Source organism: Aeromonas sp. L_1B5_3, assembly GCF_963866575.1.
GTDB lineage: Bacteria > Pseudomonadota > Gammaproteobacteria > Enterobacterales > Aeromonadaceae > Aeromonas > Aeromonas jandaei.
The window spans coordinates 155,465-168,159 of record NZ_CAWMDN010000001.1 but is presented as its reverse complement, the minus strand read 5'-3'; the positions used below and the strand labels follow the sequence as shown (position 1 = coordinate 168,159).

General features: G+C 59.7%; 12 protein-coding genes. 6 read left to right on the top strand and 6 right to left on the bottom strand.

All coding sequences use genetic code 11. The annotated features are described in order from the left end of the window. Nucleotides 1-16: 16 nt before the first annotated feature. The 3 genes from AACR93_RS00760 to AACR93_RS00750 all read right to left on the bottom strand — a co-directional run bounded on the left by AACR93_RS00760 (nucleotide 17) and on the right by AACR93_RS00750 (nucleotide 3,590). On the bottom strand, nucleotides 17-1,567 hold the full coding sequence (locus AACR93_RS00760; protein ID WP_043849380.1) for an NAD-dependent malic enzyme: 1,551 nt from the start codon (nucleotides 1,565-1,567) through the stop codon (nucleotides 17-19). 23 nt (nucleotides 1,568-1,590) lie between these two features. Next, nucleotides 1,591-2,907 (bottom strand): 2-hydroxycarboxylate transporter family protein, encoded by a 1,317-nt coding sequence (locus tag AACR93_RS00755; protein WP_043849379.1) that lies wholly within the window; start codon nucleotides 2,905-2,907, stop codon nucleotides 1,591-1,593. 500 nt (nucleotides 2,908-3,407) lie between these two features. Beyond that, the gene (locus AACR93_RS00750) at nucleotides 3,408-3,590 is read right to left on the bottom strand and encodes a hypothetical protein (RefSeq protein ID WP_231556859.1); all 183 of its coding nucleotides are present in this window, start codon (nucleotides 3,588-3,590) and stop codon (nucleotides 3,408-3,410) included. Between the two features lie 308 nt (nucleotides 3,591-3,898). On the opposite strand from AACR93_RS00750, the gene AACR93_RS00745 reads away from it, so the two are divergent. From AACR93_RS00745 to AACR93_RS00725, 5 genes are all read left to right on the top strand, one after another. After that, a complete protein-coding gene (locus AACR93_RS00745) occupies nucleotides 3,899-4,405 on the top strand; it encodes a MarR family transcriptional regulator (RefSeq protein WP_043849378.1) in 507 nt (168 codons plus the stop codon). Between the two features lies 1 nt (nucleotide 4,406). Next, nucleotides 4,407-5,462: an HlyD family secretion protein gene (locus AACR93_RS00740; protein WP_043849377.1), complete on the top strand. Its 1,056-nt coding sequence runs from the start codon at nucleotides 4,407-4,409 to the stop codon at nucleotides 5,460-5,462. Next, complete coding sequence (locus AACR93_RS00735) at nucleotides 5,452-6,519, top strand: DUF2955 domain-containing protein (RefSeq protein ID WP_043849376.1); 1,068 nt, start codon at nucleotides 5,452-5,454, stop codon at nucleotides 6,517-6,519. Before AACR93_RS00740 ends, AACR93_RS00735 begins: the two co-directional genes overlap by 11 nt. A 99-nt stretch (nucleotides 6,520-6,618) precedes the next feature. Continuing rightward, nucleotides 6,619-7,377 (top strand): substrate-binding periplasmic protein, encoded by a 759-nt coding sequence (locus AACR93_RS00730; RefSeq protein ID WP_043849375.1) that lies wholly within the window; start codon nucleotides 6,619-6,621, stop codon nucleotides 7,375-7,377. Nucleotides 7,378-7,514: 137 nt separating this feature from the next. Further along, on the top strand, nucleotides 7,515-7,871 hold the full coding sequence (locus tag AACR93_RS00725) for an MliC family protein (RefSeq protein ID WP_042032947.1): 357 nt from the start codon (nucleotides 7,515-7,517) through the stop codon (nucleotides 7,869-7,871). 51 nt (nucleotides 7,872-7,922) lie between these two features. Here the strand turns inward: AACR93_RS00725 and AACR93_RS00720 are convergent, their stop codons facing one another. The 3 genes from AACR93_RS00720 to nrdD form a co-directional block, all read right to left on the bottom strand. After that, a complete protein-coding gene (locus tag AACR93_RS00720; RefSeq protein WP_041208157.1) occupies nucleotides 7,923-8,315 on the bottom strand; it encodes an energy transducer TonB in 393 nt (130 codons plus the stop codon). Between the two features lie 190 nt (nucleotides 8,316-8,505). Beyond that, a complete protein-coding gene (nrdG, locus tag AACR93_RS00715) occupies nucleotides 8,506-9,015 on the bottom strand; it encodes an anaerobic ribonucleoside-triphosphate reductase-activating protein (RefSeq protein WP_043849374.1) in 510 nt (169 codons plus the stop codon). A 100-nt stretch (nucleotides 9,016-9,115) separates the two neighbouring features. Next, nucleotides 9,116-11,233 (bottom strand): anaerobic ribonucleoside-triphosphate reductase, encoded by a 2,118-nt coding sequence (nrdD, locus tag AACR93_RS00710; RefSeq protein WP_043849373.1) that lies wholly within the window; start codon nucleotides 11,231-11,233, stop codon nucleotides 9,116-9,118. Nucleotides 11,234-11,678: 445 nt separating this feature from the next. Here nrdD and AACR93_RS00705 point away from each other — a divergent pair, with 445 nt between their 5' ends. Beyond that, nucleotides 11,679-12,653 carry an ABC transporter substrate-binding protein gene (locus AACR93_RS00705; RefSeq protein WP_043849372.1) on the top strand — a complete coding sequence of 325 codons (975 nt, stop codon included), beginning with the start codon at nucleotides 11,679-11,681 and terminating at the stop codon, nucleotides 12,651-12,653. Nucleotides 12,654-12,695: the final 42 nt, after the last annotated feature.

Genomic DNA, 12,695 nt, shown 5'->3' with positions numbered 1-12,695 from the left:
CACGGACCTTGCAACGTCAGGAAGCCACCCAATAGTGCGGATGCCACCAGGTCTGGTCAATCAAAGGTGCCGGATCACCGGCAAAATCGGCCAAACCCTCCTCACGGGCGCAGAGCGCTACCGCTCTGGCGACGGCGCGAGCCACCTCCCCCACCTGTTCGATGGGAGGCAACAGCCGACCCGCCAACAGCGGATAGGCACCGACCGCCCGTACCGCGGCCAGCAACATGCCATCGCTGATACGGCGGGCCTTGACGGCGCAGGCCCCGAGACCAATCCCCGGGAAGACATAGACGTTGTTGCACTGGGAGACCACCCGCCGCTCACCGGCCACCGTCACCGGCGCAAACGGGCTGCCGGTGGCCAGCAGGGCGCGGCCATCTGTGGCGGCCCACACCTGCTCGGGGGTGGCCTCGGCGCTGCGGGTCGGGTTGGAGAGCGGCAGGATCACCGGCTGATCGCACACCTCCCCCATCGCCTGCAACACCTCGCGGGTAAAGAGGCCCCCCTGACCACTCACGCCAATCAAGACCGCCGGTCGCACCTGGCGGATGGTCTCCAGCAGCGAGCTGTTGGCCTCCTCAGCGGCGCGGGCAAACGGCTGCTGGGCGCGGGTCAGGTTGGGACGATCGCAGCAGACCACCCCATCCTGATCAAACAGCCAGACGCCGTCGTGACTCCCCGCCAGCTGGGCCAGCATGGCGGCAATGCCGCAACCGGCAGAGCCCGCCCCGACGATCAGCACCGGGGCATCGCACAGGGCCGTGCCCGCCTGTTGCAACCCGGCCAGCACGCAGGCGGAGGCTACTGCCGCCGTACCCTGAATGTCGTCGTTGAACATGCAGAGCTCGTCCCGATAGCGTGCCAGCAGGTTGGCGGCGTGCTTGCCGGCAAAGTCTTCAAACTGCAGCACCACCTGCGGCCAGCGCTTGCGAATGGCGGCCACCACCTTGTCCATGAAGTGGTAGTAGCTCTCGCCGTCGATGCGCGGGGATTGCCAGCCGAGGTAGGAGTCATCCTCCAGCAGCTCGGGATTGTTGGTACCCACATCGACGCAGAGCGGCAGGGTCCGTGCCGGGTTGATGCCACCCGCGGCGGAGTAGAGCGCCAGCTTGCCGATACAGATCCCCATGCCGCCGATACCGAGATCGCCGAGCCCCAGCACCCGCTCGCCATCGGAGATGACGATCACATCCACCTCCTGCTCCACCGACTCAAGGATGTCGTCAAGATCGTCCCTGTCATGCCAGGAGAGATAGAGGCCGTGGCTGCGCAGATAGAGATCGCTGTGGCGCTGGCACGCCTCCCCCACCACCGGGGTGTAGATGATTGGCAGCAGCTCCGGCAGGTGGTGGCGCACCAGATCGTAGAAGAGCACCGGGTTGTCCTCCTGCAGCTGGCGCAGCAGCAGATGCTGGTCAAACGGACTCTGCATGGCGCTGACCAGTCGGTAGATCCGGCGCCGCTGCTGGGAGAGGGACTCCTCCTTGTGCGGCATACGGCCGCGTACACCCTGACGCTTGCGTTCGGCATAGGGCAGGCTGGTGCCCATCATGATGTCGTTCATCTTGTTTGTTCCTCAATCCGGTATCAGGCAAGCAGGGAGATAAGCGCGGTCGCCAAAATCAGCATCACGGCGCCGCCGAGACGGGAGGAGATCTGGGCAAAGGGCATCAGCTTCATGCGCTGGGCCGCCGAGAGCACGGCCACATCACCGGTCCCCCCCATGTTGGCCATACAGAGCCCGCCGGTGATGGCTGCCTCAATGGGATAGAAACCGATCAGCTTGCCGACCAGCGCCGCGCCGAGGGCGCCGCCAATCACGGTGACCATGACCAGCACGAAGTAGCTGATGGAGAAGGCGCTGATGAGCTCGGGAATACTGGTATAGGCGACGCCGATCCCCACCAGCAGGGATGGGGTGAGGTTACTCACCACAAACTGATACCAGTCGGCTGCCGCCTGCTCATAACGGCGCGGCAGCAGACCGCTCACCTTGATAAAGGCGACCGCCAAAATCATCAGGGCGAAGGGGTGCATGGGGATAAAGTTGCCAAGCAGGGAGCCCAACACAAACATGCTGGAGCTGATGAAAAGGCCCATACCCAGACTCTGCAGGGTCGGCGCTTCGGCCTGCTCATCGGCAATGCTCTGGCTATTCTCTTTGACCATCAGCTTGCCGTTGCCAGTCAGGGAGGGGTAACGGCGACCGAGCCGCGCCAACAGGGAGCCCACCAGAATGGCCAGGGTATTGGCGATCACCACCGCCGGCACCATGCGTGACAAGAGATCCGCACTGGACATCTGCATCGGGCCGGAGAGGATCTCCACCAGAGGCACCGCGCCAGCGCCCATGCCACCGCCCATGATGGGCAGGCCGATCAGCAGCACCGCATTCTTGAAGCCATACCCCATCAGGGAGCCGACCAAACCAACGCTCAGCAGTGCCAGTGCGACGCCACCAAGAATGACCGGCAGGTAGCGCATGGCGGCATTTCTCAGCAAAGCGCCGCTCATGCCAAACACCGAACCGGTCACCAGACTGGCGATAAAGAAGTTGAGAAAGCCTCCCTCCTTCATGAAGTTGGTGATGACCTGTCCCGCCTGCACCGGCAGCAACTGATATTCAAACAGGGCGGCACCGCCGAAGATGGCGAGGATAGTGCCGCCACCCAGATATTCACGGATCGGCATGATCCGCTCCCCCAGCTCGGTCAGCAGGGTGCCAAGCACAAACATCAGCGCCAGCGCACCGACCATGCCGAGCGGCAGCGAGCCGTTCCAGCCGGAAAAGAGAACGCAGGTCGCCAGCCCGAGAAATATAAAGAGCGGCATACCGGCAATTTGGTGGCCACCCATAAAAGCGGCCTTTTCTTGTGTGGTTGGTAGGGTAGAGAGGTTTTTCATTGTTATGGACTCTGCGTGTGATTGTGGCCGCTACTTTATTGATCCCCCTCGCCCCTGTCGGTTAGCCAGACTGCAAAGCCATATAAAAACATTAAAAACTTAAACGTCACGCCTCGAACAAATGTCATACATCCTGTATGGCAAGCGGGCGTTATATGAAGCTCAAGCGAACAAAACGGACAATTATTTTCCAGCCAATCCCGGCTTGTGGATCGGGATAAGCAGAGGCGTCGGTGAAAATAGCAGAACCGGATGACAAACCCTGTGGGCAAATAATCTACGCTGGCAGTGAAACATATGGTCGGGGTCGGAGCCTGTCGACCAGCCGCGCCGCAGCCATCCGTGGCTATGGCCACAGAGACGCAGCAAGAGCAAGGCATCGCAAAAAACTGGCGGCTTGGCCAACATCAGGAAAGGGGAATATCGATATAGAGCGATGAGCCAAGCCAGTGCATACATCGGCACCGGCTTGAACTCACAAGGACTACACGTGGTCAGATCTATTCCATCAGCAGCAATGGAATATTGGCAGGGTCAAAATCATGGCAGATATCGGCATGCTTGCTGGCGCCCTTATTGGGCCCCTCCTGACTCACACCATAATGGGACTCTACACCATATTCTCCATCACTCAGCAGAGCTTCTATTGCCAGATATACACATCCACTGTCATAGCCATCCACAACCCGTCTCTCCCTGTTTTATAACCTCATCAATATTAGCGGATAAAAAATACGCTGCGCGAGCGATACAGATATTTTCTGAAAATATCCTCGAAATTATTACGGTATTTCGTCACATATTTCCGCTCTTCCCGTTTTTCCCCCGGATCCGGTCACGCCACAGCCAAGAAGTTCCAATCAAGCCCCACCCGTTCACGATTTGCTGCCACCTGCTAAAAAAGAGATCTGCATCACACTATTTACTTAGCCTGCTAAACAAATAATAATAGTTAGCAGGCTAACAAATTTATGTGAGTGAGGAACAAGGGATGACGGATCTGGAGAGGTTGCGCGAACTGTCGCTCGCCGAGCAAATAGCACGCATGCACCGGTTGTGGCGTACCGCCGCCGATCTGGAGCTGGCCCCCCTTGGCCTGACCCACCCGCGCTGGACTGCGCTCTGGAAGCTCTCCCGCATGGGCAACCATGTCAGCCAGAAGACCCTGGCCGACGCCCTCGAAATCGAGCTCCCCTCCCTGATGCGTACCCTCGGCCAGCTGGAAGAGCAGGGGCTGATCGAACGCCACTGCTGCAGTCAGGACAAACGGGCCCGCATCGTCTCGGTCACTCCCACCGGCCAGACCCTGCTCGACCAGATCGCCAACCGCATCATGAATATTCGCAGAAAGCTGCTGGCCGGTATCGACGAAGAGACCCTGAGTCTGTTTGAGGCGACGGTGCAGCGCATCTCGGCCAATGCCCTGAGCAAGATTGAAACACACAACGAGAACGGTGGGCAGAGCACCCCGCCCGATGCACAACCCGTAGAGGAATAAGATGACCCCGGATCAACAATTCAGCCGCTGGATCAAATGGTCCATGGCCGGCTTTACCGCCCTCTTTGCCTACTTTCTGATGGCAGACCTGCTGATGCCCCTCACCCCGCAGGCCATGGCCACCCGGGTTGTCACCAAGCTGGCCCCGCAAGTGAGCGGCAAGGTGGTCGAAGTAGCGGTACACAACAACCAGCAGGTCAAAAAAGGCGACCTGCTCTTCAGGCTGGACCCGGTTCCCTTCGAGCTGGCGGTTGAGCAGGCCCGTCTTGCCCTGGCGCAAGCAGAGCAGCAGAACAGCGAGCTGGATGCGGCCCTCAGCGCCGCCAATGCCGAGCTCTATGCCAAGGAGACGCTGGCCAGCCAGAAGTGGCGTGAGGCTGAGCGGATCAATGCTCTGTTCCAACGTCGCATGGTCTCGCTGCAGCAAAAAGATGAGGCAGACAGTGCCCTGCGCAGTGCACAGGCCAGTCTGCGTGCCAGCAAGGCGAAGCTGACCCAGCTTGAGACCAGCCGTGGCTTGACCGGGGATGACAACCTGCTGCTGCGCCAGGCTCGCAACAAGCTGGCGCAAGCCGAGCTGGCACTGGCTTACAGCCAGTTACACGCGGATCAGGACGGTACCATCACCAACCTGCAACTCAAGCCAGGCAGCATCGCCAGTGCAGGCAATCCACTGCTGGCGCTGGTGTCGGAACAAGTTGATGTCATTGCCGATTTTCGTGAAAAGAGTCTGCGCCACGTTGGTGACCAGACCAGGGCGCTGGTCGCCTTCGATGGCGAACCGGGCCAGCTCTATCCCGCCCGCGTCAGCAGTCTCGATGCGGGTGTGAGCGCCGGTCAGTTTGATGCCAACGGTCGGCTGGCCGCTCCGGTCGAATCGGATCGCTGGGTACGGGATGCCCAGCGGATGCGCCTGCATCTGGAGCTGGATGATCTCCCGTCCCACCTCCCCGCCGGTGCCCGGGCCACGGTACAACTGCTGCCGGACAACCCGCTGACCGCCATGCTGGCTCGTGCCCAGATCCATCTGCTCAGCCTGCTGCACTATGTCTACTAATCAAGCTGCGTCACCCAGTCCAGCCACAACCCATCTGTGGCATCGGCCCCTGACCGGTAACGAGCTGCGCCAGTGTCTGCGTATCGCCTTTGGCTGCACCACCGGCTTTCTGCTCTGCAAGCTGTGTGGCTGGAATTACGGGGTCTTCTACACGGTTACCCCCGTGCTGCTGCTTGGCATGGTGCCGGTGATGAATGGTCATGCCGCGCGCCAGCTGATCGCTGCGGCAGCCATCTGCGGGGTGGAGGTGGGTCTGTTGGGGGGGCTGTTCGGCAGCCACCCCGGGCTGATGACCCCCATCGCCTTTCTGCTGTTTCTCTACCGCTTTGCCGCCATGTCGCGGGGCAGCCTGTTCCTGTTTGGTGCCAACGGTGTGCTGAGCCTCAGCATCATGCTCCACTTTGCCAGCTATCCGCAGACCGACCTCAACGACCTCATCTTCAATAACCTCTTGGCCAGCGTGCTGTCGGTGCTTATCGCCTACCTGATGACGGCCCTGATACCGGATGTGGAGGCGCGCCCCAAACCAGCCCCTGCCCCCAAGGCACCGCACCGGATGCGCCATGAGGCTCTGCTGGGAGCAACGGTCGCCACCCTCTCGTTTCTGGTGTTTCAGGTGTTTGATCTGCGTGACTCCATGTCGGCGCAAGCCACCACCCTGCTGGTGCTCTTTCCCATGCACTGGAACGGGGCGCTGAACTACGCCCGCAAACGGGCCATGGGCACCTTGCTCGGTGTCACCTTCGGTCTGCTTGGCCAGCTGCTGCTCTATGACTGGTCGGGTCAACTGCTGCTGGTGGCTCCGCTGCTCTGGCTCGGCGCCATGCTGTTCAGCCATGCCCATGTGAAGGAGGCGAGCGGTTCCGGCGTCGGTTTTGGTGCCCTGACCACCCTCGGCATCCTGTTCGGTCAATATCTGACGCCGGGAAACGATCTGGTATTCAGTGCGCTCTACCGGGTCAGCAGCATCCTCTTTGCCATCGTGGCCACCCTGCTTATCTGCTATCTGGTGCACCAATTACTCAACCGCTTTGAGGCAACCCGCTTCGGCTGCTGACGGTTGGCGTACTCGAACGCCACTAACCACCTTGACCAGGCGGAGCAAGGACGCTAGCTATGCTTGTAGAGCTGCAATGTATGGGTGAGGAGCCGCGCTATGGTCGCTGAGTGGGGAAAATGGTTGGCAGGGGTGCTCTGGCTGGCGGCAAGCCAGACCGGCGCAGCACCATTGCTGATTGGCGCCGAAGATGACTGGGCCCCCTACAGCGTGCTGAACAGGGAGACGGGTCAGCCGCAAGGGCTGGCCCCCGAGCTGGTTCGGGCGGTATTCGCCGCCGAAGGCATCGAGGTCGCCTTTCGTACCCTTCCCTTTGCCCGCTGCATGCACGATGCCAAGAGCGACCAGCTGGCAGGCTGCTTCGATGCCACCATCACGGATGAGAATCACGACCAGTACTTTTGGCACAAGACCCCCATGTTCAGCGAGGATCTCGCCATCTTTGCCCTTGCCAGCGAGCCACGCCGGGACCTCGACCTCGCCTCTCTCAAAGGCAAGCGGGTCGGCATCACTCTTGGTTACACCTACCCCACCAGCTTTATGACAGATCCGCAGATCGCCCGCTTTCAGGCCAAATCCGACGCCCAGATCCTCGATATGCTGGCACGGGGCCGAGTCGACTACATCCTGATGAACGGCATGCCGGGCTATCTCAAGATCCGGGAGAAAGCGCTGACGGGGCAGGTGGTCAAGGTCGGCAAGCTCTCTACCGATGGCTTCTGGGTCGCCTTCTCTCGCCAACACCCTCAAGGGGAAGAGATGGCCAGACGGTTCGAGAAGGGGCTGCAGAAGATCAAAATGAACGGCACCTACGATGCGCTAATGCAGCAGTTTGAAACCCGGCTCGGAGCACGCTGAAAGGCGCTCCGGCCACATTCTACCCCCGTCAGACATCAATCGACGCAACCCTCGCACAAAGTGATTACAGCAGAGCGTTGAGCTGTTAGGCTCACGCCCGTATGACACCACCGTATAACATCAGGGGAGCTGTAACCATGAACAAGGTCCATATGATGAGCGCGGGGGCACTGGCTCTCTCGCTGCTTGCCGGCTGCAATCAGGGCAATACCCTCACCGTTACCGGCGGTAACCCCGTCAGCTATCAGTGTGAACAGGGCAAGAAGGTGCAGGTGCGCTACTTCTCCCTCTCCGACGAGAGCCTCAGCTTTATCAAGTTGTCTCTACCGGACGGCAAGGATTACACCCTGCCGCAGGCCATCTCGGCCTCCGGCGCCCGCTATACGGATGAGCGTGAAGCCGTTTGGTGGAACAAGGGGGATGAGGGGTTTGTCGAGATGCGCGGTCAGGACGATGATTGGCAGATCGTCTACAACAACTGCAAACAGCAGTAAATAGAAGAGACCCCGGCCAGGCCGGGGTCTCTCTTTTGGTTGTTCGGGGAATCAGTTGAGCTCTATTTCAAAGCGGTTGGTCACCACCACGGGAATGGCATCCGGATTGCTGTCCGCCGGACTGTAGCGCAGCCGCGAGAGGGTTGCCAACGCGCTCTGCTCCAGCTCTCCGGGCGGCTCGGCGGCGACGATCTCTGGTTTTATCGGGTTACCATCGGCATCGATCTGGTAGCGTACATCCACATATCCCCTGACCGGTTTGGCAGGCACAACGACAGGCACGTCATCACCAAAGAATGAACGACGGTTTTCCTGGATCCAGTAACTGGAGAGCTGCTCGAGGGGAATCGCGATCGGTGTACGGTTAGCGGCGACCTCCTGCCGGGAGCTGCATCCTGCCAGCAGCAACACGGCACACCCCAACCACAATGCTTTCCATCCCATGCCAAGCTCCTTTTCGTCTCTTATGCTGGTTGTTTCTTGTTCTGCTCTTGGTCAGCAGACTGGCCGTCCACTGGTCAGTGACCCATCCTAGCGAAAAAGACCCGAGCTGGACATAAACAAAGGGCCAATCTGTGAAGATTGGCCCTGAAAACATCAAGTTGGCGAAAGTTAACCCGGCAGAGTGCCGGACTCAGGAGGCAAACAGACAGGGGATGCGCTCCCCGCCCTCACGCCAGGCATTGAGATCGTGGATCTGCTGGTTGCTGCTGCCACGCCAAAGCAAACCGGGATCCGCCAGCTCCTTCTCGAACTTGCCATCCACCAGCACATCAAGCAGAGCCACCAGCTCCCGTTGAGGTGCGGTGAGCTCGCCCAGCTGGTAACCGGTCCAGCACCAGATATCCTTGCCGGGACACTCGGCACGCACCCGTTTCACCAGCGCCAGCACATGAGGAACATTGGCCGGGTGGAGCGGATCGCCGCCGGAGAGCGAGAGCCCGCGCCGTTTGATGCGGCTGTCGTTGAGATCCGCAATAACGCGATCGCTCATCGCCTCATCGAACGGCTTGCCGCCGTCAAGGCGCCAGGTGCTCTGGTTGTAGCAGCCGGGGCACTGATGTTCGCAGCCCGAGACAAACAGGGTGGCACGGGTGCCGGGGCCGTTGATCACATCAACCGGATAGTATTGGTGGTAGTGCATCGCTTGTTTCCTGCCTTGTTCACGGGACTGCGGCATGACTGCCGCCCTCCAATGAAAATGGCCCCTTGAGTCAGGGGCCAGCTCTTCATCATTGCAGCGCTCACATGTGTTTGACGCGGCGCTTCACCTCTTCCTGCTTGCCCGCATTGAAAGGGCGTGCATCCGGGCTGCCGAGGTAGCCACAGACACGGCGGGTCACCGACACCTTGGCGGGATCGTGGTTGCCGCAGCGCGGGCAGGTAAAGCCCTTGGAGGTGCACTCAAACTCGCCGGTAAAGCCGCAGTCGTAGCACTCGTCGATGGGGGTGTTGGTACCGTAGTAGGGCACCTTGTCATAGCTGTAATCCCAGACGTTTTCGAGCGCTTCCAGATTGTGCTGGATATTGGGGTACTCGCCGTAGCAGATGAAACCGCCGCTGGCGATGGGCGGATAGGGCGCCTCGAAGTCCAGCTTGTCGTAGGGGTTGACCTGCTTCTCCACATCGAGGTGGAAGCTGTTGGTGTAGTAGCCCTTGTCGGTCACACCCGGCACCACGCCAAACTCTTTGGCATCGATGCGGCAGAAGCGGGAGCAGAGGTTCTCGCTCGGGGTGGAGTAGAGGCTGAAGCCGTAGCCGGTCTCCTCCTTCCACTCATCGGTCGCGGCCTTGAGCCGCTCGATGATGGCGATGGCCTTCTGTTGCAACTCGGCGCTGTCGAACAGGTGTACCGAGTCACCAAACAGAGCGTTGATGGTCTCGTGTACCCCGATGTAGCCCAGGGAGATGGAGGCACGGCCGTTCTTGAAGATCTCGCTGACGTTGTCGTCGGCCTTGAGGCGCACACCGCAGGCCCCTTCCATATAGAGGATGGGGGCGACCCGCGCCTTGACCCCGTCGAGACGTTCGATGCGATACATCAGCGCCTTCTTGGCCACCCGCAGAGCGGCGTCCAGCTTGTCCCAGAAATCCGCTTCATCGCGGGATTTCAGGGCAATGCGCGGCAGGTTGAGGCTCACCACGCCGAGGTTGTTGCGACCTTCGTGGATCAGCTCGCCATTCTCCTCGTAGGCACCGAGGAAAGAGCGGCAGCCCATGGGGGTCTTGAAGGAGCCGGTCACCTTCACCACCTGGTCGTAGTTGAGGATATCCGGGTACATCCGCTTGGAAGCGCACTCCAGCGCCAGCTGCTTGATGTCGTAGTTGGGATCGCCCTGCTTGTGGTTGAGACCATCCCTGATGGCGAACACCAGTTTCGGGAACACGGCGGTCTTCTTGTTCTTGCCAAGGCCGGCGATGCGGTTGCTGAGGATGGCACGCTGGATCATCCGCGACTGCCAGCTGTCGCCCAGGCCGAAGCCGAAGGTAACGAACGGGGTCTGGCCGTTGGCGGTGTGCAGGGTGTTGACTTCATACTCCAGCGACTGGAAGGCGTCGTAGCACTCCTTCTCGGTGCGGGCCATGGCGTAGGCTTCCACATCGGCAATGCCCCACTCTTCGGCCACTTCACGGTGCTTCTGCCAGCTGATGGTCACATAGGGGGCCAGTACTTCATCGATGCGGTTGATGGTGGTGCCGCCATAGATGTGGCTGGCCACCTGAGCGATGATCTGGGCAGTGACCGCGGTGGCGGTGCTGATCGATTTCGGGGTATCGATCTCCGCATTGCCCATCTTGAAGCCGTGAGTCAGCATCCCCTGCAGATCGATCAACATGCAGTTGAACATCGGGAAGAAGGGGGAGTAGTCGAGATCGTGGAAGTGCAGATCGCCGCTCTCGTGGGCCTGAACCACATCACGGGGCAGCATGTGGCTGGTGGCATAGTGCTTGGCGACGATACCGGCCAGCAGGTCGCGCTGGGTCGGGATCACCTTGGAGTCCTTGTTGGCGTTCTCGTTGAGCAGGGCCGCGTTGGTCTGCTCGACCAGACCACGGATCTCCTGCGCCAGACGACCGCGCGCCTCGCGGGCCTGATCCCGATCGTGACGATATTCGATATAGGCGCGGGCAATGACCTTGTCATCGGAGGCCATCAGGTGGTTTTCAACCAGACGCTGGATCTCGTGGATATCAACCTCACCACGCCCCTCCAGCTCCTGACTCACCGCGCTTGAGATATGCTGTGCCAGTGCCGGATTGGCCTGATTGACCGCTTCCGCAGCACGACTGACCGCCTCGCTAATCAACTGGGCATTGAATGGTGCGCGACAGCCGTCACGTTTGATCACAACCGGTTTCATGAATTTTCCCCGTTAAAAGGCCAGGCAATCTGCTCTGGGCTTACCCTTGTTGGTTCCCCTCCAACGTCTCGTCCTGGACGCAAACAAATTCAGCCGAGGCTTGACAAGCCTGGGCTGAAGAGAGGAAGGGAACAGCTTATACACAGCTTAATAACACAACATATAGGTATTTAAAATGAATGCAGCCCTATATGTGGTGTCTATTAGGCACCAAAGCAGGTAGTCATTTATTGATCCAAAACAGGTTTTACAGCGAGTGGGACAGTTCACGACCAACCAATAAAAGCCTCAAACAAGGCCATCCTCAACGGTGGTGCGGGCTGGCGTCCGATCTGCCCAAGCAGAAAAAAATTCGCAGTAAACACTCTGGATGGCGGAGTGACAGTGCCAAGCAAAACCACTCATACTGAGCGGGTAGAGACGACTGTTCGACACAGGACACCCCATGCGTAAATCCCTCTTGCTGCTACTGCTGACTACCCTATCCCTGCCTGTGTGGGCAGCCCGAATACTGGTGATCAGCAGCTACCACCCCGACTATCTGTGGGACATCAGTTACAACCAGGGGCTGGTGGATGGTCTCAAGGAGAAACACCAGATCAGCCACTTCTACATGGATACCAAGCGCCGGCCACGGGAAGAGTTCGACGGGATCGCCCAACAGGCAATCGCTTTCTACCTCAAGAGCAAACCGGATATTGTGGTGCTCGGCGATGACAACGCCATCAACTATCTCGCCAGCGAGATCTCGTCCCTCGGTACCCCCGTCGTCTTTCTCGGCATGAACGAAAATCCCCGGCTCAAGGGCTTTGTTGGCCATCCCAAGATCACCGGCGTGCTGGAACGCCCGCTGCTCAAACGCAATATCAGCGAGATGAGCCAGATGATGGGCGGTCTCAGCAAAGCACTGGTACTGTTTGATTCCAGCAATGTGGCCCTCACCGCCATCGAGGATGAGTTCAAAACCCAGACCGAGCTGCGCGTCGGCCAGACCCGGGTCTACAGCCAGCTGCTCGGCGAGTATGACCTCTGGCAGGAGGCGGTACTCAACAGCAAGAAAAACGGCTATGGCGCCATCTTCCTCGGTCTCTACCACACGCTGCTGGATGAAAATGGCAAGCATGTGAATGAGAAAACGGTACTGGAGTGGACCAGCCGGCACAGTCCGGTGCCGGTTTTCTGCTTCTGGGAGTTCACCGTGGGCAAAGGGATGGCCATCGGTGGCCTGGTGCTCGATGGCAAAGATCAGGGGCTGCAAGCGGCGGCGCTCATCAACAACATACTGGCAGGTGCATTGCCCAAAACCCTCTCCCCCCGGGCGGCCCTGCGTGGCGAGTATGTCTTCAGCAAGAGCGAAGTGGCCCGCTGGCACCTCACAGTGCCGGAGAAGTGGCGCAACAAGATCCTCTGGCGTGAATAACACCCAATAAAAGAGAACCCGGCCATGCCGGGTTCTCTTTTT